Origin of the sequence: Pseudonocardia oceani, assembly GCF_019263585.2 — a bacterium.
Classification (GTDB): domain Bacteria; phylum Actinomycetota; class Actinomycetes; order Mycobacteriales; family Pseudonocardiaceae; genus Pseudonocardia; species Pseudonocardia oceani.
The window spans coordinates 1,386,775-1,407,680 of the sequence record NZ_JADQDF010000001.1; the positions used below are offsets into that span (position 1 = coordinate 1,386,775).

Genomic DNA, 20,906 nt, shown 5'->3' on the forward strand with positions numbered 1-20,906 from the left:
CGTCGCGGCGTGATCGTCGCGGCGCTCTACTCCCCCACGTGAGGGACGGGCGCGCCGGGCGCGCGCCGGTCGGCCACCGCCCGTCGCTCGACGGAGACCGTTGAGCCGACAACCGCCGCCCGACCGGTCACCGATGGTGATGAGCCGCTCGACGGAGAGCGAAAAAGGGCCGCATCCCCGGCCAGTGCGATCCGTTGGAGGCTATGACCGGTGTCGGTGGAACGGGGAGCCTCCGCCGACACCGGTCGATCCACGTCCGGGTCTCTCCGGCGCCGCCCGCGCAGCACGCGCCGGGCCAGCGCGAACACCCCGGCCGTCACGGCCGCGAGGACCGCAGCACCGACGACGCAGAGCAGCGGGTTGCCCCCCGTCATCGGCTCCAGGATCCGCCCGACGACCAGCATGTAGACCGCCCACGCCGCGGAGCTGGCCAGCGACCAGCCGACGAACCGGTGCAGCGCCAGGCCGAACCGACCGGCGGCCGCGGTGCTCACGAGGCGCCCGCCGGGCACGAACCGCGCCCCGATCAGCACGGGCCCCGGCCGGGTGAGCAGGTGCCGGCGAACCCACGCCGAGCCGTGCCCCTCCGACGAGCCCGCGATGAGCTTGTGGGACGTGCGGCCCAGGCCGTAGACGAGCAGGTCGCCGATCACCGACCCGAGGACGGCGGCCACGAACAGCCCGACCAGCAGCGCCGCGTCGCCCTCGGTGAACGCGACGGCCGCGGCCGTCATGAACAGCGTCTCGCTGGGCAGCATCGGCACGGGCCCGTCGGCCGCGATCATCAGCACCAGCACCGGCAGCAGCCAGGCGCTGTGCACGACGGCCTGGAGCCACGCCACGACGTCCACTCGGTCGTCCCTCCCGTGAACCCCGCGACCCGATCGGGCTCCAGGGTGACAGACGCCGGTGGCGTCCCACCACCGGCGTCGTCGGCCGACCCCGTGGGGTTACCCCCCGCGGGTGTCCCCCCGCCGGGGCGTGTCGGCGCGGTAGCGTCCCTCCGTGGACGAACTCATGACGATCCGGAGCGCCGAGGTCCGGGGGTACCTCGTGCTGCACGTGCGGGGCGAGGTCGAGGCGCTCACGGCCGACCGGCTCGGCGCAGCCGTCACCGCCGCGCTCGACGGCGACCTGCCCGTCGTGCTCGACCTCACCGACGTCCGCTTCCTCGACTCCGCCGGCCTCTCCACGCTCGTCCGCGCCACCGAGCGCGGCGAGGAGCTCGGCGAGCCCCTGCGCATCGCCGTCGACTCGAACCGCCCGGTCGTGCGCCCGATCGAGATCACCGGACTGGAACGGCGGCTCGCGCTCTACGACTCCGTCGACGACGCGATCACCGGACCTTCCTGATCCCGCTCCCCGGTCCGTCAGGCGGAGCCGCGGGAACCTTGGCAGACTCGTGGGCGATGGCTCCCGTGGAACGCGACACGAACACCTTCCGGGTGCGGCTGCTCGGTGTGCCGGCGTCCGCCTCGATCGTGCGGGAGCGGCTGCGGGCCTGGCTCGACGGGTTCGGGTGGCCCGAGGACGAGGTCGACGACGTCGTGCTGGCCGTGCACGAGGCTGTCAGCAACTCCGTGGAGCACGGGTACGACGGCCGCGAGCCGGGCGAGGTCGACGTCTCCGGGCTCCGCTCGGTCGACGACGACGGGCAGCGCGTGCGCCTGCTCGTCCGCGACGACGGCCGCTGGCGCCCGCCCGGCGACCCCGGCTACCGCGGGCGCGGGATCGCCGTGATGCGCGGGTGCATGGCGCAGGTGCAGGTCCACCCCGGCGACGACGGCACCGCGGTCGTGCTCGTCAGCCGGCCGGTGCCGGTGGCCCGCGGTCGGTCGGCGGCCCCGATGACCGTGGCCACGGTGCAGGTGCGCATCCGGGTGCGGGGCCCGGCGGAAACCGGTCGCTGAGCAGCGCCGGTGGGCCTACCGTCGGAGCCATGCGCGTCACCTTCACCCGCACCGGGGAACGGCGCTACGCGGTCACGGCGGAGCGGCCGGTGGGCGACCGCGTCGCGGCGGACCCGGCGCCCGGCTTCCACGCCCACGTGCCGCACGACCTCGTGCACTTCGTCGTCGAGCGGCAACTCGGGTTGCGCGAGGGCATCTACGGCACGCTGGCCGACGGCGGCGACGCCGGCACGTTCCGGCCGCTCGACGAGCCGTACTCGAAGAAGTGGGCACGCCGCAACACGCGTCCGATCGGGCGCCCCGACATGGCGCGCTCGGAGCGGCTCGCCCAGCTCGTGCAGGGCGCGTGGGAGGTGCGGCACGCCGCGCGCCCGACCTCGCCCGGCATCCGGGCCTGGCTCGACGAGCGGGCCGCGGGCGTCGACCCGGCGCTGGTCGACGAGCTGGTCGACCGGCTCGACGAGCTCGCGCCGCGGTGGCACGCCCTGCGCGTGGGCGGGTCGATCACGCTCGACTGGCCCGCCCCCGCGCATCCCGGTCCCGGGCGGCGCCGGTAGCGGTCAGGACGACGGGACCTCGAACACCTCGCCGCCGCTCCAGCTCTCGCCCCACGTGCCGCCGTAGGGGTTCGAGTCGCGCGACGATCGCGGCCGACCGCGCCGGCAGCCGCATGGCCGAGGCGGTCGGGACTCACTTCACGCCCCACGCCACGATCAACTCGCACGGGCCCTCGAACCCGTCGGGCCCCTCGAACGCGGCCAGCTCGGAGCCGATCTCCGCCCACGCGTCCGCGCGCTCGTCCGGCGCCAGCCCGGCGAGCATCTGGTGCAGCGCGCCGAAGGACTCCCGCTCGAAGCGGACGCAGTCGGCCGCGGCCGGCAGCCGCAGCGGCGCCGGCACGACCTGTGATCCGACGTCCCGGAACCCGGCGGCCCGCAACTCCCCCTCCAGCACGCCGGGGCCGCCGAGGCTGAACGGGCCGGGCTGCCCGGGCGCGGGCGGGGGCAGCTGCGCGCGCCGCCGGATGATCGACACCGGCACCGAGAAGAATCCGTTGCGGTCCGGGGTCGAGTAGACGACGGCGGCGATCCGCCCGCCGGGGCGCAGCGCGCGGTACTGGCCGGCCAGCGCGCCCGCCCGGTCGGGGAAGTAGATGAGTCCGAGCCGGGAGACCACCGCGTCGAAGGCGGCGGGCTCGACGTCGAGCCGCTCGCCGTCCAGCTCCCGGGTGCGGACGGTCGTCAGCCCCGCGGCGGCCGCCACCGCGGCGGCGTGCCGCAGGATCGCCGGCGAGATGTCGGTCGCGAGCACGTCACCGGTCGGCCCGACCCGCCGCGCGGCGGCGAGGGTCTGCCCACCCGCCCCGGCGGCGACGTCGAGGACGCGGCTGCCGGTGCCGACGCCCGCCGTGTCGAGCATCAGCTCGGTGGCCTCTCCAAGCCACTCCTCCAGCGTCGGGCCCCAGGCGTGCCACGCGGCCGCGGCCTCCTCCCACTGGGCGCGCGTGGTGTCCTTGTAGGACGCGGGGTCGAAGGTGACGGTCATGGCGCGCTCCTCGTTCTCGTGGTGGTGCCGACACCCCTACTGCGCCAGAACGGACGGCGCCGCCGCCAGATCCCGTCACGCGGTTCCGCCAGTTCGCACCACACGGCCGCGCGAGCGAGGAGGATCCCCGGCCATGGTCTTCGTCGGCCGTACCCGTGCGCTGTCCCGGCTCCTCGCCGCCGTCGAGGAGGCGGCGGCGGGACGCGCCCGGCTCGTGCTGGTCGGCGGCGAGGCCGGCATCGGGAAGACGACGCTGCTCGGTGAGGCGGCGACGCGCTCCGGGCTCCGCGTCGGTTGGGGCACCTGCGCCGACGCGGAACGGCTCCCCGCGCTGTGGCCGTGGACCACGGCCCTGCGCGGCCTGGTCACGGGCCTCGACCCGGCCGCCGTGGACGCCATGGCAAGCCCCGACTCCGCGGAGCTGGCCCGGCTGCTGCCCGAGCTCGCCGCCGGCGCGGCCGTCGCCGAGGCGCCCGGCGACGCCGAGGACGCCCGGCTGCGCCTGTTCGACGCCGTGGCGCGGTTCCTCGAGCGGCTCGCCCGACACGCACCCGTCCTCGTGGTGCTCGACGACCTCCAGTGGGCCGACGAGTCGACCCTGGCTCTGCTCCGGTTCGTGGCCCGGGCCTACCGTCCGGTCCCGCTGGTCGTCGTCGGCGCCTACCGGCACGACGAGCTCGGGCCCGGCACCGGGCGGGTCCTGGCCGAGCTGGCCCGCGGCGGCGAGGCGGTGCAGCTCGGCGGGCTGTCCGCCGGGGAGGTGTCCGAGCTGGTGGCGGGCGCGATCGGCGACGCGGGTGCAGAGCGCTGGGCGGCCGAGGTGCACCGCCGCAGCGCTGGGCACCCGTTCCTCGCCCGCCAGCTGGCCGAGCTGATCGCCGACCCGGCCCGGCAGTCGGACGCGGTCCCGCCGGTCGCCCACGAGCTCGTCGCCCGGCGCGTCGACCGGCTCTCTCCCGGCGCCCGCGCGCTCGTCGAGGCCGCCGCACTGGCCGGCACCGCGCTGCTGCCCGACGTGCTGGCCGAGGTGTGCGGGATCTCCACCGCCGCCGTCGCGTCGGCGGTCGAGGAGGGGGTGCGGGAGGGGGTGCTGGTCGGCGGCACCCCGGAGTAGCATCCGCGGCTCGCCCACGACCTGTTCCGCGAGGCCCTCGCCGCCCGGCTCGACGTCGCCGCCCGGATGGAGCTGCACCGCCGCTTCGCCGACGCACTGGAGCACCGGCACGTCCGCGGCGCCGCCGTGGTGGCGGCCGACCTCGCCCGGCACTGCGCCGCGGCGGTCCCCCTGGAGGGCGGGGACCGCGCGGTCGCCTGGGCGCGCGCGGCGGCGCGGGCGGACGTCGACCGGCTGGCGTTCGGGGAGGCGGCAGCACACCTCGGCCGGGTCCGCCGCGCGCTGGAGGACGCCGGGATGACCGGTGGGGTGGTCGTCGACCTGCTCGTCGAGGAGGCCGCGGCCCGTGCCCGGGCCGGGGAGCCGGGGGCCCGCGCCCTGCTCGACGACGCCTGGGAGCGGGCGACCGCGTTGGCCGACCCCGAGCGCCTGGGCGCTGCCGCGTTGGGCGTGCAGCGGCTCGGCGCCCGCTTCGCGACGGCCCGCGACGCGGTGGTGACGATGCTGGAGACCGCCCGCGCCGCCCTCGACGGCACCGGCACCGCGCTGGAGGCCCAGCTCACCGCGAGCCTGGCCCGCGAGCTGCACCACTCCGTCCCCGAGCAGCGGGCTCGCGCCCGCCCGCTGTCGGAACGGGCCATCGAACTGGCCCGCAGGCGCGGCGATCCGGCGACGCTGGCCGCCTGCCTGCTCGCCCGCCACGACGTGCTCTGGACGCCGGGCCGGGCCGGTGAGAGGATCGGGCTGGCCCGCGAGATCGTCGAGCTCGCGGTGCGCAGCGGTGACGGCGAGCGGCACGCCGAGGGGCTGCTGCTGCACGCCAACGCGCTGCTGGAGGAGGGCTCCCCCGCGTTCCGCGCCGCGCTCGCCGACTACCTGGCGGCCGCCGACGGGTTCGGGCAGCCGCGCCACGACTACCTGGCCCTGACCCGGCGGGGTGCGCTCGCGCTGCTCGACGGGCGCCTCGACGACGCCGAGCGGCTCATCGCCGAGGCGAGCGACCTCGGCGAGCGGATCGGCGAGCCCGACGCCGGCAACGTGCGGATGTCGCAGCTGCTGGGACTGGTCCGCGCCCGCCGGGACCCCGACCGGTTGCGCGCCACGGCCGCGGAGGCGGTCCGTTGGTGGGTGGGCGTCCCGTCGCACGCCTACGCGGTCGCCGCGGGCCTGCTCGCGATGGCGGGCGAGCCCGCCGACCTCGAGGCCGCCCGCCGCGCGCTCGACACCGTCGTCGCCCTCGACGCGTGGCGCGGCGACCGGTCCTACCTGTGGTCGGTGTTCGTCGGGGGGATGACGACGGCGGCGGTCCGCCTGGGGGACGCGGAGGTCTGCGGCCAGCTGCTCGTCGAGCTGGAGCCCGTCGCCGGGTCGTGCGGCGTGAACGGGGCGCTGGTCTGCTTCGCGGGCAGCAACGCGCACTGGGCCGGGATCCTCGCCGCCGCGCTCGGACGGCCCGACGACGCCCGGCGGTCGCTGACCCGGGCGCTGGCCGTGCACCGGCGGCTCGGCGCGCCCGACTGGGTCGCCGAGACCGAGCGGGAGATGGCCGGGCTCGACGCACCCGCCCGGGCGGCGGCCGACGCCGAGCTGCGCCGCGACGGGGAGGTCTGGCGCGTCCGCCACCTGGGCGCCAGCTCGCACCTGCCCGACCTCAAGGGCCTCGCCGACCTGGCGGTGCTCGTGGCCCGCCCGTACACGGACGTGCACGTGCTGGAGCTGGCCGGTGCCGGCCACCACGAGCGCGACTCCGGCACCCTGCTCGACACCACCGCCCGCGCGGCCTACCGGCGCCGGCTCGCCGAGCTCGACGAGGACCTCGCCGACGCCCGGGCCGACCACGACCTGGGCCGCACGGAGCACCTCGAGGCCCGGCGGGACGCCCTGCTCGCCGAGCTCGGCCGGGCCGCCGGGCTCGGCGGCCGCGGCCGCCCACTCGGCAGCAGCACCACCGAGCGCGCCCGCAAGGCCGTGACCGCGCGGCTGCGCGACGCGATCGGGCGCATCGCGTCGGTGCACCCCGAGCTCGGTGCGCACCTGCGCAGCTCCGTGCTGACCGGCACGGTGTGCCGCTACGAGCCCGTCGAGCGGTGGACCTGGGAGACCTGAGGGCCCGACGTGCGGCACCCGGGTCGACGACGGCCCCGGCTGCCTGTCGCGGCCCGGGTGCCTCCGACGGTCTGCCTCACCGGGCGGCACCGCTCCTGGCCGGACCGGGCGCCGCGGGGTCGTCGCCGGCGCGGAGCAGGGCGTCGGCCCGGCGCATGACGTCGATCTGCGCGGGGTTGTAGAGCTCCCGGATCGCCCGGCCGACGGTCTGCGCGGCGAACGCCGCGCCGCCGGGCGCGTCGGTGTGCGGGTGGGCCAGGTCGGGGTGGTCGACGTACAGCGCGCGCAGGTGGTGGGCGAGGCGCTCGGCCAGGTCCCGGCGCGTGGGCTCGTCGGCGTCGGGGGGCAGGTCGTCGAACTCCGGGCCGGCGGGCCCGTCGGGGGCGGGCTCCTGCAGCAGGTCGGCGTAGGCCCGCAGTCCCACCGGGCCGAGCACCCGGGTCATGACGACGACGAGCGCGCGGTCGGCGTCCGACAGCCGGGCGTCGGCGTCGGCCGGGACGAACCCGGGCGGCAGGTCGGTCGGCGTGGCGTCGCGGAGGATGACATCGAGCTCCGCGCGGACGCGCTGCAGCCGCTCGATGGTGGCGGCCAGCTCGGCGTCGAGGGTGCGCAGGGCCTCCGCCGGGTGGTCGTCGTCCTCGCCCATCGCGGATATCTGGGTCAGCGAGAATCCCAGCTCGGCGAGACGGGTGATCCGCAGCAGCCGCAGGAGATGGGCGACGGTGTACTGCTTGTAGCCGTTGGCCCGCCGCTCGGGCTCCGGGAGCAGGCCGACCTCGTGGTAGTGCCGCACGGCCCGCAGGCTGGTGCCGGCGAGCTCGGCGACCTCGCGGGTGCTCCACGCCACGGACGGCCTCCTCGGGGGTCTGGGACACCGGAACGATCCCAGATCCTGACTTCCTTCCCGCGTTCACGGACGCGGAGGCCCACATCCACGGTGTGCGACCACGGAGAGGCCCGCGACACTACGACCAGATACGCGCTGCCTCGCTCTTCGCACGCACACCTCGACCGTCGGGAGGCGCACACCGTGTCGACGACCGATCCGCAGCCGCCGGCCGAGCGACCGACCGCCCCGTCCGTCGAGGACGTCTTCGGCGACTCCGGGCCGCTGCGATCGGCCGATGACCTCGCCCGCCCCGGCATCGTCGACGACGGTGAGGTCGAGGAGTTCATCGCCGATCTCCACGCCATGCGGCGCACGGACGTCACCTGAGCATGCGGCGGGTACCTGGGCACCGACGATCTCGCGCTCCTGAGGCGAGATCTCGCCACATGCGACACGTCGTGGCCGCCCGCGCCCCCGGAACGACACCTGGACCGCCGCCTGCTGCCTGGCGCACCACCTGCCCCTGGCCACGCTGAACGTCACGGGCTTCCGGGACTTCGCCGAGCACGAAGGCCCGGTCCTCCTCGGCACCTGAGCATCGGGCCTCCCACCGGGACGGTTGATCCCGTGACCGTGAGGCGCGGTACCGACCATGGCCGTCCGGTCGGCCGAGCTGTCCCTGTACCCAGATCGACGTGATCGAGTTGACCGGGCCTTCCCTGCCTGCGCCCAGGTGCTGGGCCTGCACCCGGAACGACTCAGGTCAAACGCCGAGCCGCAGCGGACCCGGGTGGTCGCGGTACCAGTCGAGGGTGCTACGGATCGCCTCCACGTGCGGGGTGGGTATCGCGCCGAACTCGCGCGCGAAACGAGACCCCTCCACGACGAACGGCGCTTCGAACTGGTAGATCATCTCTGCGCCTTCGCGGGCGAGGGCAGAGATCAAACCGAGGGCGCGCGCGGTGACCGAGCCGTGGGTCGTCATCCGGGGTCGCGTGCCGGCGGCTTCGAACGCGAGTCGCACGAACTCGCGTCCGGTCAGCGGTTCGGCGTGCGGAACGTGCCAGACCGCGCCGTGAGAGCCGGTCTCCTTCCCCAACACGACAAGGGCCCGCGCGAAGTCGTCGACGAACATCGGTGTGATTGCGACGTCGGGTCTCCCGACCCAGCGGGCGGTGCCGCCTTTCAGCGCCGCACCGATAACGTTGCGCCCGAGTAGCGACTCCACGCGCGGGCCGTAGAGCTCGCCTGCCCGCCCGATGACAGTGCGGACCTCTCCCCGGTGGTGGGCGGCCAGGACCCGCTCAGCGAGCCACGCTCGCAGCGTTCCCTTCGCGCTCACGGGCCGGTACGGAGTGTCCTCGGTCATGGGTCCGTGGACCCTGCCGTACATCCATGTGTCGTCCGCGAACACGTGCACGGCTCCCGCGGCACCGGCCCCGGCGAGCACGCCGTCCAGTGCGGGAGGGAACAGCTCGCGCCAGCTGCGGAAGGGTGGGTTGATGCAGTTGTAGACCACCGCGGCGCCTGCGCACGCGGCGCGCATCCCGGTCGCATCCGTGGCGTCGGCCGCGACGACCTCGACGCCGTAGGGGGCGGCCATGTCGCCCGCGCGATGGACGGCGCGGACGTGCAGGCCCGCTGCGTGCAGCTCCCGGACGAGAGCCGTGCCGGTGCCTCCGCTGGCGCCGACGACGACGTGCAACTCCTGGGTTGTCATCGGGGTACCCCTTCTAAAACGAACAGTCCTTCTATGAGACGCTCCCTCTTCCCGGTTGTCAAGAACGAGCGTTCGCTTTAATTTGGGACGGTGCCCAAGGTCAGCCAGCAACACCTCGACGCGCGCCGGGCCCAGATCGTCGAGGCGGCAGCGCACTGCTTCGCTCGGCAGGGCTTCCACGCCACGACGGTGCAGGACGTCCTGCGCGAGTCAGGCCTGTCGACGGGTGCGGTATACCGCTACTTCCGCAGCAAGGGCGATCTGGTCTCGGCGGTGGCCGAGCAGTCGGTCGCGGCCGCCGTTCCCCGGCTGGCCGAGGTCCTGCTGGCCGACCCCGTGCCGGCTCCGGCGGACGCCATCGCCGGGGTGGTCGCCGCGATCGATCCGTTCGCCGCAGAGGACGCCGCGCTGCGGATGGCCGTCCAGGTCTGGGCGGAGGCACTGCGTGACGACGACCTGGGCGCGCTCGCCCGCTCCGGGTACCGACGAGTGCGCGGGCTGTTCGTCAACTACGCCGAGCGGGCCGTCGTCGCCGGTCTGCTCCCGGCCGGAACCGATACCGTGGCCGCCGGGCAGGTCTACTTCGGCCTGGTGCCGGGCTTCATCCTCCAGCGACTGCTGCTCGCAGACGTCGACCCGGCGTCGTATGCGAACGGTCTCCGAGCAGTGCTCGCCGGCTCGTGACCGCACCGCCGGTAGCTGCGGCGACGACAGACGCGGTACCGGGCGTGACCATCCGATCTCGTCCGGCCTGCGGGAACCTGATCTCGACCGAACCCGAGCGCCGAGCAGCGCGACGACCTGTGGTGGCTTCCGGAGGTGCTCGGACTGGTAGCGAGGCCGCGCCACCGATCCGCAACCGCCGGCGGCAGGTCGCCCTCGACATCGACGTCGCGTCACTGATCATCAAGCAGCGCCTACCCCCGCGCTGCTGCACGAGATCGTCGGCACCCGGGCCGGCAGCACCTTCGTGACCCTCGGGGAGACTTCACCGAGCACGAAGGACTGGTCCTGCTCGCCAGGTGATCAGGCCGCTCGATCAGGACGACGCGCACCAGTTGGCGACCATGGTCCGACCGACCGAAGCATTGATCGCCACGATGCCGAGGACGGCCAAGACCGGCAGGTCTCCGTAGAGCGCAGCGCGTACCGGTTCGCCCTGTCGACACCAGCCAGCTTGCCGTTCTCGATCTCCGCTGCAGTGGTAGCAGCCGTGCCGACACCGGAGATTCCTCCGACCTGCATCTACCAACCCAGCACCGTGCCGGTCTTCAGCAGGCTCAGCTGCTCGGCGAGACTACTGACGGGGTGCGCATCGACCACAGAGATCATCCCGAGTTCGCATCACCAGTTGACTCATGCCACATTTCGCACCGCACGGGGCGAGGGACGATCGCAACTACACCGCAAAACTCCAGGTCAAGCAGGGAGCGGGCGACAGGAATCGAACCCGCGTAGCTAGTTTGGAAGGCACCCGATCGGCGTACACCAGAGCCTCTACCTGCAACGGAAGCCCAGCGCGACCCGCCTACGGGTGTCTCTAACCACTCTCGCATCCGCTGTTTCGCACCACATTTGATCCCATGACCGTGAGGCGCGGTACGACCAAGGCCGTCCCGCGTGCGATGCGCGCACACCGGCCGAAAGCCGATTCGTCTAGGGCAGGCTTGACGCCTTGTGTCTAGCGCGGGATAGACTTACTCTGTGACCAAGCCGAGGGACATCGTGAAGCGCATCGCCGGGGAGGCGAAGCGACAGGGCCTCGACTTCGCCCTCGACCGCGAGGGCGCCAACCACACGATCTACTCACTCGACGGCGTCATCATCCCGATCCCCCGCCACCGCGAAGTGAACGAGCGCACCACGGAGGGGATCTACCGCGAGTGCCAGGACAAGTTGGGGAAAGATGGTGGCGACGATGAACACCTACACCGCGCTGGTGTCACGCGACGGGAAGCTCTGGCACATCGAGGTGCCAGAGATCGACCGAGTCACCCAAGCCCGCACTATCAACGAAGTCGACAACATGGCCCGCGACCTGATCGCGATCATGACCGGCGCCGAACCTGGAACCATCGGACTCGATGTACGGATCCAGCTTCCCGACAGCGTGGAAGCACACCTGTCCGAGGTCGAGCGGGCCCGAGACGCCGAAGCCAAAGCCCGCTTTCACGCAGCCACCGAACTCCGAGCCGCCGCCGCCGAACTCAAGAACGCCGGACTGTCCGTGCGCGAACTGGGCGCCGTCCTGGGAGTCTCCTACCAGCGCGCCAGCCAGCTCACGAGCAGCGCCGGCAAGCAAGACGCTGACGGCCAGAAGCACACCCCGGTCGGAGGGATTCAAGACCGCACCACTCGACCTCGCCGGACCAATGTTCCCGCAGGGCGTCGTCGAGCCGGCTGACCCATCAGCGGCCGGGAGTAGCCAGGATCTCGCGCACCCCGGCTATAAGAGACTCAGATCGTAACCGTCCCCGAGCTTCGGTCGACTGCCTACGAGACTCCGGCGTATCCACGAAATGCACTCCCGACTGCGAACCGGGCCCGCAAACCCGGTGCCGCTGCCGTCCAGCGCGGACTAGGAGTCTCTCTCGACTCGGATGGCCAAGACTCGAGGGATCACATGCTTACACAGCAAAATGCCTGATCGGACGCTAGAGCGGGCGACGGGAATCGAACCCGCGTAGCTAGTTTGGAAGACTAGGGCTCTACCATTGAGCTACGCCCGCAGCGCCCGGGATCACCCGGGCAGTGCCACTGTAGCGAACACCCCCGCTCGGCAGCTCGACGGCGTCGGCCGGGTCGTCGTGCACCGCTCGCAGCGCCGTCCCGGTCCTCACCCCTGGCGTCCCACCGTCCCGTCGCGCTCACCGCTCGCGATCCCCCGACGGCAGCCGCGCTCCAGCGCACGGGCGCGCCGCCAGCGCTGCAGGAGCGTCGGCGGTGCCGGGTCGAGCACGGCGTGCCCGTGGCGCTCCCGCGCGGTCAGCCGGTCGCCTTCGAGCGTCCCGAGGACGTCCCAGCCCTCCCACCGCTCCCGGTCGATGCTGTGGTCGTGCCCGTGGGCCAGTACGGGCCCACCGTCTCCGCGCAGCGGCGTGTCCGCCCGCAGGGCGACGACCGGAGCCGTCCAGTCCGCTGCGGAGACCACGTCCAGCCGCAGCCCGCCCCCGTCGTCGCGGACGAGCAGCGCGTCCCGGTCGGCGTCCCGCCGCGGCGTCAGCCGCCGGACCTCCCCGACCCGGTCGAGCCGGATCAGGATGCGGGGCAGGTACCACCAGTTCTCCCGCCTCAGCAGAAGGCTGTCGACCAGCGTCCGCGCAGGCGGGTACTTGCGCAGCTCCTGGCCCACCAGGTCGTCGCCGAAGCGCTCGCCGGCGAGGTCGTCGACGACACTGGCCCTTCCGACGGCCGCCACGGCGTCGACGCCCGCGGGCAGTGAGCGCGAGTCGGTGACGGCGAGCGCCACCGCGGTCGCGGCGGCGAGGGAGGGACGCAGGTCGGCGTGGTCGTAGGTCAGCGCGACGCACGGCACGCCGTCGTCCAGGAGGGGCACGGAGCTGACGGCGCGGGGCCGATCACCGTGGTCCACCCAGACCAGCTCGCAGGTCGTGGCCCGGTGCCAGATCCGTCCGAAATCGTCCACTTGTCATCATCCCCTCGGCGGCGTCCGACTGTTAGCGTGGTCACATCCGGCGTTCCCCGCCACCGCTCGTCGAGGGGGAGTCACATGCCCGCGATCGTGGTCGCACTGACCGTACTGGCCCTGTTCGCCGTCGGTTACCGCTACTACTCCAGCTACCTGGCGCGCAAGGTGTTCGCGCTCGACGACTCCCTGCCCACCCCCGCGCACGCCTTCCGCGACGGTGTCGACTTCCTGCCCACCAACCGGCACGTCCTGTTCGGGCACCACTTCACGTCCGTCGCCGGCGCCGCCCCGATCGTCGGTCCTTCCATCGCGGTCTTCTGGGGCTGGGGACCGGCACTGGCGTGGGTGGTGCTGGGCACCATCTTCGCCGCCGGCGTGCACGACTTCGGGTCCATCGTGGTCTCGGTCCGCCACCGGGCCAAGAGCGTCGGCACACTGGCCAGCGAGGTGATCAACAAGCGGGCCCGGACGCTCTTCCTGCTGATCATCTTCTTCCTGCTCACCCTGGTCAACGCCGTGTTCGCCGTGGTCATCGGCAACCTCTTCGTGGCCAACCCCGGCGCGGTGCTGCCGATCCTGCTGGAGATCCCGCTCGCCATCGGGATCGGCCAGTACATCTACCGCAAGCGCACGCCGGCGCTGGTGCCGTCGATCATCGGCGTGGTCGTCCTCTACCTCACGATCCCGCTGGGCCAGCTGCTGCCGATCAGCGTGGCTCCGCTGGCGGAGGTGCTCGGCGTCGAGCAGGAGCGCAACATCTGGGTCGTCCTGCTGTTCCTGTACACGTTCGTCGCCGCGCGGCTGCCGGTGTGGCTGCTGCTCCAGCCCCGCGACTACATCAACTCCCACCAGCTGTTCATCGCGCTCGCCATCATCCTGCTCGGCATCGGTGTCGGGATGAACCAGATCGTGGCCCCCGTCCTCAACGACACTCCCGAGGGTTCACCGAACTGGTTCCCGTTCCTGTTCATCACCATCGCCTGCGGCGCGATATCCGGCTTCCACAGCCTGGTCGCCTCGGGCACCACGTCCAAGCAGCTCGACCGCGACACCGACGCCCGCTACGTCGGCTACATGGGCGCGGTCGGCGAGGGCTCGCTGGCCCTCGGCGCGATCCTCGCCTGCACCGCGGGCGTCGCGGCCACCCAGGTGGAGTGGAACGCGCTCTACATCGACTTCTCCACCGCATCCGGCGGCGCCACCGGCAACTTCGTCGGCGGGATCGCGGCCTTCGCGGGCAACCTCGGCATCCCGATCGCCCTCGGAACGATCTTCGCGGCCGTCGTCGTCATCAGCTTCGCGGCCACCACGATGGACACGGGCGTGCGCCTGCAGCGCTACATCGTCCAGGAGATCGCGGAGGTCGCCGGGGCGTCCCGGCTCGCCCGCAACGCCACGGCCGCCACCACCGTCGCGGTGGTCGTGCCGCTGGCCATGGCGCTGCTGCCCGGCGGCGGCGAGGCTGGCTACACCTTCGGCGTGCTCTGGCAGCTGTTCGGCACCACCAACCAGCTCACCGCGGGCCTGGCGCTGGCCGTGATCGCGGTGTGGGTCACCGGCCGGGGCCGCAACGCCACGGCGGTGCTCGTGCCGCTGGTGTTCTTGCTGGTGATGACGAGCTGGGCACTGATCATCAACCTGGTCACCTTCGTCCGCGCGGGCCAGTGGGTGCTCGCCCCGCTCGACCTGGTCATCTTCGTGCTGGCCGTATGGCTCATGGTCGAGGCGACGATGGCCCTGCTCGCTGCCCGGCGGAGCGCCGCCGGGCAGCCCGCGGCCGGGTCGCGCCCGGACGTGGGGTCCGATGATCGCTGACCGACTGCTGCGGGCGTGGCGCGGCGTGGAACGGATCCACGACGAGCTGTTCGTGGAGCCGCTGCGCCGCGCCGTCGCACGCGAGGTGCGCCGCGAGGACGACGTGCTGCGCGCGCTGGTGCTGCTGGAGTCGCTCGGCGTCGACAACCCCGTCGCCTACGAGACCCTGGACCTCGTCCCGTACCTGGTCGCCGACCTGCACGCCTGGCACCTGCGGATGGGTCAGGACGAGTTCGGCGACGCGGGCGTCTGCTGCTGACCGCGGTGCCCGCCCGACTGCGGTTCCTCGGCGGCAAGGGCGGCGTGGGCAAGACGACGCTCGCCGCGGCCGTCGCCGTCCTCGACGCCGGCCGCGGGCAGCGCACCCTGGTGGTGTCCACCGATCCGGCGCACTCGCTGGGCGACGTGCTGCAGGAGGGGCTCGGGGAGGAGCCCCGCGAGGTCGGCACGTGCCTGTGGGCCGCGGAGGTCAGCGGCGAGGCGCACGCCCGCCGGCGCGTGGCGCAGATCGAGGCCGACGCGGCGGAGGCGCTACCGCCGCAGGTGCGGCCCGCCGTCCGCGAGCACCTGGCCCGGGCCGTCGACAGCCCCGGGACCGTGGAGTCGGCGCTGCTCGACCGGCTCGGCGAGCTGATCGAGCTCGTCCCGGCGCGCTACGACCGGCTGGTGGTGGACAGCGCCCCCACCGGCCACATGCTGCGGCTGCTGACGATGCCGGAACTGCTCACTCCCTGGATCGAGGGGCTCGCGCGGCAGCGGGAACGGGCCCGCGGCACCGACCGGATGCTGGCGGGCCTGCTGGGCAGGCACGAGGAACCCGATCCGCTGCTGGTCCGCCTGCACCGGCGCCGCGAGCGGATGGCGGGCCTGCGCGACCGCCTCCGCGCCGACGCCGCGGTGCACCTGGTGGTGGTGCCCGAGCGGATGGTGTGGGCGGAGACCCTGCGCGCCGTCGACGCCCTGGACCGCGCCGGCATCCCGCTGGGCGCGCCGGTGGTGAACCGGGTGCTGCCCGCGGGCGGCACCGGCCTGCTGGAGGAGCGGCGAGCCGGTCAGCAGCAGGTCCTCGACGCGGTCCTCGAGCGCTTCCCGGCCGCCGCGCAGGTGCCGCTGCAGGCAGGTGAACCGGCTGGGGTGGCCGGACTGCGCGGGATCGCGGAGCTGCTGGAGCGCGCGGGCTGGTGAGCCGCCCTGTGGGGGTGCCCGTCGCCGCCGGGAGCTCCGCCGCCGACCGCGCTACCCTCTGCAGGCAGGACACGGGGTGTGGCGCAGCTTGGTAGCGCACTCGCTTTGGGAGCGAGGGGCCGTGGGTTCAAATCCCGCCACCCCGACCGGTGCAGCGCACGGGACGCGCGGCGGCTCCGTCGCCGGGCCGTCCGCACACCGGTCCCCACGTGCCACATCGGCCGCAGCCGGTGCGCGGCGCACGGGACCGGTGTGGCGCGGGCTCATCCCGCACGAGGAACGCGAGCGCCGCCCGGGCCCTCCGGCGGCGACATCCACGTCCACCGCTCCTGGCGAGGCACCCGCACGAACCGATGAGTCCGGGACGCCTGCGACGTCCTCCCTCCGTAGGCACCCACGCACGCCCGCGAGATGGAGGAGTCCGATGCCCACCACCGTCCCCTGCCTGTGGTTCGACCACGGTGTCGCCGAGCAGGCCGCCGCGTTCTACGTCTCGGTCTTCCCGGACTCGGCGGTCGGCACCGTCACCCGGTACGGCCCGGACACGCCCGGCCCCGAGGGCGGCGTGATGACCGTCGAGTTCACCCTCGACGGCCGGCCCTACACCGGGCTCAACGGCGGCGACCAGTTCCGCTTCAGCGAGGCGGTCTCGTTCCAGATCCGCTGCTCGGGGCAGGAGGAGGTCGACCACTACTGGAACTCGCTGTCCGACGGCGGCCAGGAGGGCCCGTGCGGCTGGGTGACCGACCGGTTCGGGGTGTCCTGGCAGGTCGACCCGGTGGAGCTGCACGAGCTGATCGAGGACCCCGACCGTGAGCGTGCCGAGCGCGCCGTGCAGGCGATGCTGCGCATGGGCCGCATCGACATCGCCGAGCTGCGCCGCGCCGCCGACGCCGTCCCGGCCTGAGGCGCTTCCCGATATGACGGCCGTACTGTCGGAGCCCGGTTGTAGGGTCGCCCGCGTGACGACCACCACGGATCGCGGCGACGTCCGTCCCGAGGAGATGGAGCAGTACCGGCGCGAGCTCACCGGCTACTGCTACCGGATGCTGGGCTCCTCCTTCGAGGCCGACGACGCCGTCCAGGAGACGCTCGTGCGCGCGTGGCGCAAGGCCGACGGCTTCGAGGGGCGCTCGGCGGTGCGCTCGTGGCTCTACCGCATCGCCACCAACGTCTGCCTCGACATGCTGCGCAGCAGCAAGCGCAGAGCGCGGCCGGTCGACCTGGGGCCGTCGTCGCTGGTGGAGGAGTTCACGCGGAGCACCCGCTCCGAGTACGAGTGGGTGGGGCCGGTGCCCGACGAGCGCGTGCTGCCCACCACGGCCGACCCCGCCGAGCTCACGGCGGCGCGGGAGAGCATCAAGCTCGCGTTCGTCGCGGCGCTGCAGCTCCTGCCCGCCCGCCAGCGGTCGGTGCTCATCCTGCGCGAGGTCCTCGCCTGGCAGGCCAGCGAGGTGGCGGAGCTGCTGGAGACGTCGGTGGCGTCGGTCAACAGCGCGCTGCAGCGCGCCCGCGCCACGCTCGCCGCGCGCGACGTCGAGCAGACCGCGCCCGTCACCGCCGACCAGCAGGTGCTGCTCACCCGCTACCTCACGGCGTTCGAGAGCTACGACATCCCGGCGCTGGTCTCGCTGCTCCACGAGGACGCGGTGCTCTCCATGCCGCCCTTCGAGCTGTGGCTGCAGGGGCGCGACGAGCTGGCGAAGTGGTTCGTCGGCCCGGGCAGCGGCTGCCGCGGCTCGCGGCTGCTCCCCGTCACCGGCAACGGGCTGCACGGCTTCGGCTCCTACCGCCCCGACGGCCAGGGCGGGCACGCCCCGTGGGGCATCCAGCTGCTCGAGTTCCGGGGCGACCGGATCGCCGCGCAGCACAGCTTCATCGACGCGAGGCTGTTCCCGGAGTTCGGCCTGCCGACCCACCTCGCCCCCGGGCAGCCGTGGCCCCCGGCGGCGTCCTGACGGAGCAGTAGTGGTGGTGCGGCGACCGGCTCAGGCCGCTGCGTCCCATCGCCACTGCTCGGCCAGCTCGCCGGTGCAGTCGGGGCAGGGCACGGCGACCCCGCCGTCGACCCCAGCCAGCTCCACGTCGATCCCGCAGTCGGTGCAGGCCCACCAGACCGTTGTGCCCGTCAGTGCGTCCATGCCCCCGATGCTAAATGACACCCCTGTCATTCGCGCTCCGGTCACTGCGCGTGCGTAACGGAACGATCATCGGCTCCGACTCTTCCGCTGTGGCGTGGCGTTCCCGCGCCACACCGCCGGTGGCGGACCCCCTCCCGCCGCCGGCCGGGTCCGCGTCGTCCGTGCCCGGACGGCGCGGGCCCACCCCAGCCGACGCGCGGGCTCAGGCCGCCGGCTGACAGGTCGGGCACCAGAACAGGTTGCGGGCGAGGTGCCGCTCGTGCGCGATCGGGGTGCCGCAGACCAGGCAGGGGCGCCCGGTGCGGCGGTAGGCGTAGACCTTGCGGGCGCACAGCGCGCCGCGGTCGGGGGCGTCGAGCATGCGGGGGTCGTCCTCGGGCCGCAGCGTCTCGATCTTGCCGCGCTTCACGCCGTCGCGGAGCATCTCGACGAGGTCGGCCCACAGCGCCTCCCAGGTGGGGCGGTCGAGCGCCTTCCCCGGCAGCTGCGGGTCGAGGCCGAGCCGGAACAGGGCCTCGGCCCGGTAGACGTTGCCGACGCCGGCGATCACCGTCTGGTCCATGAGCAGCGTGGCCAGCGGCGCGCGGGAGCGGGAGATGCGGGCCCAGGCACGGTCGGGGTCGGCGTCGAGGCGCAGCGGGTCGGCACCCAGGCGGTCGTGGATCGCGTCGACCTCGGCGTCGGTGATCAGCTCGCAGGCCGTCGGACCGCGCAGGTCGGCGTAGTGCGACGGCCCGACCATCCGCATCCGCACGAGCCCGCGCGGCGGGTCCACCGGTGTCTTCACGTCGCTGAACTTCCCGTACAGCCCGAGGTGGACGTGGACGACGAGGTCCGGGCCGTAGTGGTGGAACAGGTGCTTGCCGTGCGCCTCGGTGCGCTCCAGCACCCGCCCGTCGACGATCTCCGCGCTGGTGGCGAACCGGCCCTGCGGGCTGGAGACCTCCACCGGCCTCCCCGCGAAGCGGCGCCGGTGGGTGCGGGCGAGGCGGTGGAGCGTGTGGCCCTCAGGCACGGGGCAGGGCGGGGGCCTCGCCCGATCTCTCGTACTCGGCCAGCATCTCGATGCGCCGCGCGTGGCGGGGGTTCTCGGAGAACGGCGTGGTCAGGAACGTCTCCACGATGGCCAGCGCCTCCTCGAGGATGTGCATCCGCGCGCCGATCGCGACGACCTGCGCGTCGTTGTGCTCGCGGGCGAGCTTCGCGGTCTCGTCGTTGTAGGCCAGCGCGGCGCGGCAGCCGGGGACCTTGTTGGCCGCGATCTGCTCGCCGTTGCCGGAGCCGCCGATGACGACGCCGAGGCTCTCGTCGTCCTCGACCGTGCGCAGCGCGGCCTCGACGCAGTAGGGCGGGTAGTCGTCGTCCGGGTCGTAGGTGGCCGGACCGACGTCGATCGGTTCCAGGCCCAGGGTGGTCAGGTGCTCCACCAGCTTCGCCTTGAGCTCGAAGCCGGCGTGGTCGGAACCCAGGTAGACGCGCACGGGCACAATCGTGCCCCATGAGCGCGGTGGCCGGGGTGGACGGGGTTCCCGGCGGCTGGGTCGTGGCCCGGGTGGAGCGCGGGCGCGTCGGCTGGACGGTGTGCGCGGACGCCGCAGCGGTGCTCGTCGCGACCGCCGGGTGCGCCGCGGTGGGCGTCGACATCCCGCTGGGGCTGACGCCCGGACCGGAGCCCCGCGCGTGCGACGTCGCGACCGCGAGGGAACTGGGACGGGCGCGGTCGTCGGTGTTCCCGGCACCGCCGCGCGCGGTGCTGCAGGCACCGGACCACGCCGCAGCCTGCGTCGTCGCCCGGGAACTGACCGGGCGCGCGATCAGCCTGCAGAGCTTCCACATCGGGCCGAAGATCCTCGACTGGGACGCGCTGCCCGAGCGGCCCGCGCACGTCGTCGAGGTGCACCCGGAGCTCGCGCTGCGCCGGATCGCGCCCGACGTGGCCTTCGCGCCGAAGAAGTCGGCCCGCGGCGCGGGGCAGCGCGTGGCGGCGCTGCACCGCTGGATCGACGCGCCCGCGGCCCTGGCGGACCTGCCCGCCGGGGCGCGCCTGGACGACGTGCTGGACGCGCTGGCGGCGGCCTGGTCGGCGCGGCGCTACGCGGACGGGACGGCCGAGCTGCTCGGCGCGGAGGTCGACGACCGGGGGCGGCCGATGCGGGTGGTGGTGTAGCCCTTTGCTCTGGACACCGATACGCACCGCCTTCAGTGGTGCGCATCGGTGCTCAGAGCAAAGGCAGCGGGCTACTTGCGCCCGCCGCCGAGGAGGCCGCCGAGCAGGTCGCCGATGTTCGGGGCACCGCCGGAGCCGCCGCCGGCGAGCACGCCGCCGAGGATGCCGCCGAGCACGTCACCGATGCCGCCGCCGCCGCCCGCGGGGGCCTGCGGGGCGGGCGCGGGGGTGGGGGGCAGGGCCGCCGCCGCACCGCCGGTGAGCTTCGACGCGATCCACGACATCACGATCGGCGCGAGGATCGGCAGCAGCTTCGCGATCAGCTCCTGGCCCACCTGCCCGCCGAGCGGCCCGGTGTTGCCGAGCTGCTGCACGACCTGGCCGCGGTTCGCGCCGAACACGTGCCCGACGATCTTGTCGCCCTGCGCGGTGTCGACCTGCCCGAGGTCGACGCCGCCGTCGACGAGGCCGGCGTCGTGCTGCTGCACCGCGCTCGCGAACGACGACGCGCCGCCGGGGTCGTCGGTGTTGGCCTGGATGCCGCCCAGCAGCGCGGGCAGCGCCTGGCGGGAGGCCTGCTCGGCCGTCTTCTCGTCGACGCCGAGCCGATCGGCCAGCAGGCCCATCGGGATCTGCGAGAGGATCTCGTCCACAGGGCTCATGAGGGCCGCCTTCTCGAGGGGCCACCCCCTAGGGTGGCGACGACCGGCAGCCTAGCGGTG

Annotated in this window: 23 protein-coding genes and 2 tRNA genes; 15 read left to right on the forward strand and 10 right to left on the reverse strand. The window is 73.8% G+C overall.

Translation table 11 applies throughout. The features are described from left to right. Positions 1 to 26 precede the first annotated feature (26 nt). Positions 27 to 851, reverse strand: coding sequence for a DedA family protein (locus I4I82_RS06910; protein WP_218589459.1), 825 nt, complete (start codon positions 849 to 851; stop codon positions 27 to 29). A 154-nt stretch (positions 852 to 1,005) separates the two neighbouring features. Between I4I82_RS06910 and I4I82_RS06915 the strand changes: the two genes are divergently transcribed. From I4I82_RS06915 to I4I82_RS06925, 3 genes are read left to right on the forward strand one after another with little or no spacing between them, the layout of a single operon-like run. Further along, the gene (locus tag I4I82_RS06915) at positions 1,006 to 1,353 is read left to right on the forward strand and encodes an STAS domain-containing protein (protein WP_218589458.1); all 348 of its coding nucleotides are present in this window, start codon (positions 1,006 to 1,008) and stop codon (positions 1,351 to 1,353) included. Positions 1,354 to 1,409: 56 nt separating this feature from the next. Continuing rightward, positions 1,410 to 1,910, forward strand: a complete 501-nt coding sequence (locus I4I82_RS06920) for an ATP-binding protein (RefSeq protein ID WP_218589457.1) — start codon at positions 1,410 to 1,412, stop codon at positions 1,908 to 1,910. Positions 1,911 to 1,939: 29 nt separating this feature from the next. Then, positions 1,940 to 2,467: a hypothetical protein gene (locus I4I82_RS06925; protein ID WP_218595492.1), complete on the forward strand. Its 528-nt coding sequence runs from the start codon at positions 1,940 to 1,942 to the stop codon at positions 2,465 to 2,467. A gap of 133 nt (positions 2,468 to 2,600) precedes the next feature. Here I4I82_RS06925 and I4I82_RS06930 read toward each other — a convergent pair whose 3' ends face one another. Next, positions 2,601 to 3,455 (reverse strand): class I SAM-dependent methyltransferase, encoded by an 855-nt coding sequence (locus I4I82_RS06930; protein WP_218595493.1) that lies wholly within the window; start codon positions 3,453 to 3,455, stop codon positions 2,601 to 2,603. A gap of 133 nt (positions 3,456 to 3,588) precedes the next feature. On the opposite strand from I4I82_RS06930, the gene I4I82_RS06935 reads away from it, so the two are divergent. Continuing rightward, complete coding sequence (locus I4I82_RS06935) at positions 3,589 to 4,569, forward strand: ATP-binding protein (RefSeq protein ID WP_218595494.1); 981 nt, start codon at positions 3,589 to 3,591, stop codon at positions 4,567 to 4,569. A 66-nt stretch (positions 4,570 to 4,635) separates the two neighbouring features. Next, positions 4,636 to 6,675 (forward strand): hypothetical protein, encoded by a 2,040-nt coding sequence (locus I4I82_RS06940; RefSeq protein ID WP_218595495.1) that lies wholly within the window; start codon positions 4,636 to 4,638, stop codon positions 6,673 to 6,675. A gap of 76 nt (positions 6,676 to 6,751) precedes the next feature. Here the strand turns inward: I4I82_RS06940 and I4I82_RS06945 are convergent, their stop codons facing one another. Then, entirely contained in the window at positions 6,752 to 7,525 is a 774-nt protein-coding gene (locus I4I82_RS06945) for a MerR family transcriptional regulator (protein WP_218595496.1), read from the reverse strand. A 183-nt stretch (positions 7,526 to 7,708) separates the two neighbouring features. On the opposite strand from I4I82_RS06945, the gene I4I82_RS06950 reads away from it, so the two are divergent. After that, a complete protein-coding gene (locus I4I82_RS06950) occupies positions 7,709 to 7,894 on the forward strand; it encodes a hypothetical protein (RefSeq protein ID WP_218595497.1) in 186 nt (61 codons plus the stop codon). A 376-nt stretch (positions 7,895 to 8,270) separates the two neighbouring features. On the opposite strand, the gene I4I82_RS06955 is transcribed toward I4I82_RS06950, so the two are convergent. Further along, complete coding sequence (locus I4I82_RS06955) at positions 8,271 to 9,227, reverse strand: NAD-dependent epimerase/dehydratase family protein (RefSeq protein ID WP_218595498.1); 957 nt, start codon at positions 9,225 to 9,227, stop codon at positions 8,271 to 8,273. Positions 9,228 to 9,317: 90 nt separating this feature from the next. On the opposite strand from I4I82_RS06955, the gene I4I82_RS06960 reads away from it, so the two are divergent. Continuing rightward, positions 9,318 to 9,911, forward strand: coding sequence for a TetR/AcrR family transcriptional regulator (locus I4I82_RS06960; protein WP_218595499.1), 594 nt, complete (start codon positions 9,318 to 9,320; stop codon positions 9,909 to 9,911). A 1,234-nt stretch (positions 9,912 to 11,145) separates the two neighbouring features. Beyond that, positions 11,146 to 11,631 carry a hypothetical protein gene (locus tag I4I82_RS06965; protein WP_218592837.1) on the forward strand — a complete coding sequence of 162 codons (486 nt, stop codon included), beginning with the start codon at positions 11,146 to 11,148 and terminating at the stop codon, positions 11,629 to 11,631. 254 nt (positions 11,632 to 11,885) lie between these two features. Here the strand turns inward: I4I82_RS06965 and I4I82_RS06970 are convergent. Both I4I82_RS06970 and I4I82_RS06975 read right to left on the reverse strand, forming a co-directional pair. Next, positions 11,886 to 11,956 (reverse strand) — tRNA-Gly (locus tag I4I82_RS06970). 107 nt (positions 11,957 to 12,063) lie between these two features. Continuing rightward, positions 12,064 to 12,783: a hypothetical protein gene (locus tag I4I82_RS06975; protein ID WP_218592838.1), complete on the reverse strand. Its 720-nt coding sequence runs from the start codon at positions 12,781 to 12,783 to the stop codon at positions 12,064 to 12,066. Positions 12,784 to 12,957: 174 nt separating this feature from the next. Here I4I82_RS06975 and I4I82_RS06980 point away from each other — a divergent pair, with 174 nt between their 5' ends. The 6 genes from I4I82_RS06980 to I4I82_RS07005 all read left to right on the forward strand — a co-directional run bounded on the left by I4I82_RS06980 (position 12,958) and on the right by I4I82_RS07005 (position 17,834). Beyond that, positions 12,958 to 14,691 (forward strand): carbon starvation CstA family protein, encoded by a 1,734-nt coding sequence (locus tag I4I82_RS06980; protein WP_218592839.1) that lies wholly within the window; start codon positions 12,958 to 12,960, stop codon positions 14,689 to 14,691. Then, positions 14,681 to 14,950, forward strand: a complete 270-nt coding sequence (locus I4I82_RS06985; protein ID WP_218592840.1) for a cory-CC-star protein — start codon at positions 14,681 to 14,683, stop codon at positions 14,948 to 14,950. Before I4I82_RS06980 ends, I4I82_RS06985 begins: the two co-directional genes overlap by 11 nt. A gap of 5 nt (positions 14,951 to 14,955) precedes the next feature. After that, positions 14,956 to 15,876, forward strand: coding sequence for an ArsA family ATPase (locus I4I82_RS06990; protein WP_226369917.1), 921 nt, complete (start codon positions 14,956 to 14,958; stop codon positions 15,874 to 15,876). Between the two features lie 72 nt (positions 15,877 to 15,948). Then, positions 15,949 to 16,022 (forward strand) — tRNA-Pro (locus tag I4I82_RS06995). Between the two features lie 278 nt (positions 16,023 to 16,300). Next, a complete protein-coding gene (locus I4I82_RS07000; RefSeq protein WP_218595500.1) occupies positions 16,301 to 16,783 on the forward strand; it encodes a VOC family protein in 483 nt (160 codons plus the stop codon). Positions 16,784 to 16,838: 55 nt separating this feature from the next. Beyond that, positions 16,839 to 17,834: a sigma-70 family RNA polymerase sigma factor gene (locus I4I82_RS07005; protein WP_226369918.1), complete on the forward strand. Its 996-nt coding sequence runs from the start codon at positions 16,839 to 16,841 to the stop codon at positions 17,832 to 17,834. A gap of 30 nt (positions 17,835 to 17,864) precedes the next feature. On the opposite strand, the gene I4I82_RS07010 is transcribed toward I4I82_RS07005, so the two are convergent. The 3 genes from I4I82_RS07010 to I4I82_RS07020 form a co-directional block, all read right to left on the reverse strand. Then, entirely contained in the window at positions 17,865 to 18,017 is a 153-nt protein-coding gene (locus I4I82_RS07010) for a hypothetical protein (RefSeq protein WP_218595502.1), read from the reverse strand. A 202-nt stretch (positions 18,018 to 18,219) separates the two neighbouring features. Then, the gene (locus tag I4I82_RS07015; RefSeq protein WP_218592844.1) at positions 18,220 to 19,032 is read right to left on the reverse strand and encodes an Fpg/Nei family DNA glycosylase; all 813 of its coding nucleotides are present in this window, start codon (positions 19,030 to 19,032) and stop codon (positions 18,220 to 18,222) included. Next, complete coding sequence (locus I4I82_RS07020; protein WP_218592845.1) at positions 19,025 to 19,498, reverse strand: ribose-5-phosphate isomerase; 474 nt, start codon at positions 19,496 to 19,498, stop codon at positions 19,025 to 19,027. Before I4I82_RS07020 ends, I4I82_RS07015 begins: the two co-directional genes overlap by 8 nt. Positions 19,499 to 19,515: 17 nt before the next feature. Here I4I82_RS07020 and I4I82_RS07025 point away from each other — a divergent pair, with 17 nt between their 5' ends. Further along, positions 19,516 to 20,184, forward strand: a complete 669-nt coding sequence (locus tag I4I82_RS07025; protein WP_218592846.1) for a DUF429 domain-containing protein — start codon at positions 19,516 to 19,518, stop codon at positions 20,182 to 20,184. A gap of 71 nt (positions 20,185 to 20,255) precedes the next feature. On the opposite strand, the gene I4I82_RS07030 is transcribed toward I4I82_RS07025, so the two are convergent. Next, entirely contained in the window at positions 20,256 to 20,846 is a 591-nt protein-coding gene (locus tag I4I82_RS07030; RefSeq protein ID WP_218595503.1) for a DUF937 domain-containing protein, read from the reverse strand. Positions 20,847 to 20,906 lie beyond the last annotated feature (60 nt).

Coding starts and splice junctions, on each gene's coding strand:
- I4I82_RS06920 (WP_218589457.1), top strand. CDS start 1,410: ATGGCTCCCGTGGAACGCGACACGAACACCTTCCGGGTGCGGCTGCTC.
- I4I82_RS06925 (WP_218595492.1), top strand. CDS start 1,940: ATGCGCGTCACCTTCACCCGCACCGGGGAACGGCGCTACGCGGTCACG.
- I4I82_RS06930 (WP_218595493.1), bottom strand. CDS start 3,455: ATGACCGTCACCTTCGACCCCGCGTCCTACAAGGACACCACGCGCGCC.
- I4I82_RS06935 (WP_218595494.1), top strand. CDS start 3,589: ATGGTCTTCGTCGGCCGTACCCGTGCGCTGTCCCGGCTCCTCGCCGCC.
- I4I82_RS06940 (WP_218595495.1), top strand. CDS start 4,636: ATGGAGCTGCACCGCCGCTTCGCCGACGCACTGGAGCACCGGCACGTC.
- I4I82_RS06955 (WP_218595498.1), bottom strand. CDS start 9,227: ATGACAACCCAGGAGTTGCACGTCGTCGTCGGCGCCAGCGGAGGCACC.
- I4I82_RS06965 (WP_218592837.1), top strand. CDS start 11,146: ATGAACACCTACACCGCGCTGGTGTCACGCGACGGGAAGCTCTGGCAC.
- I4I82_RS06980 (WP_218592839.1), top strand. CDS start 12,958: ATGCCCGCGATCGTGGTCGCACTGACCGTACTGGCCCTGTTCGCCGTC.
- I4I82_RS06985 (WP_218592840.1), top strand. CDS start 14,681: ATGATCGCTGACCGACTGCTGCGGGCGTGGCGCGGCGTGGAACGGATC.
- I4I82_RS07000 (WP_218595500.1), top strand. CDS start 16,301: ATGCCCACCACCGTCCCCTGCCTGTGGTTCGACCACGGTGTCGCCGAG.
- I4I82_RS07010 (WP_218595502.1), bottom strand. CDS start 18,017: ATGGACGCACTGACGGGCACAACGGTCTGGTGGGCCTGCACCGACTGC.
- I4I82_RS07025 (WP_218592846.1), top strand. CDS start 19,516: ATGAGCGCGGTGGCCGGGGTGGACGGGGTTCCCGGCGGCTGGGTCGTG.
- I4I82_RS07030 (WP_218595503.1), bottom strand. CDS start 20,846: ATGAGCCCTGTGGACGAGATCCTCTCGCAGATCCCGATGGGCCTGCTG.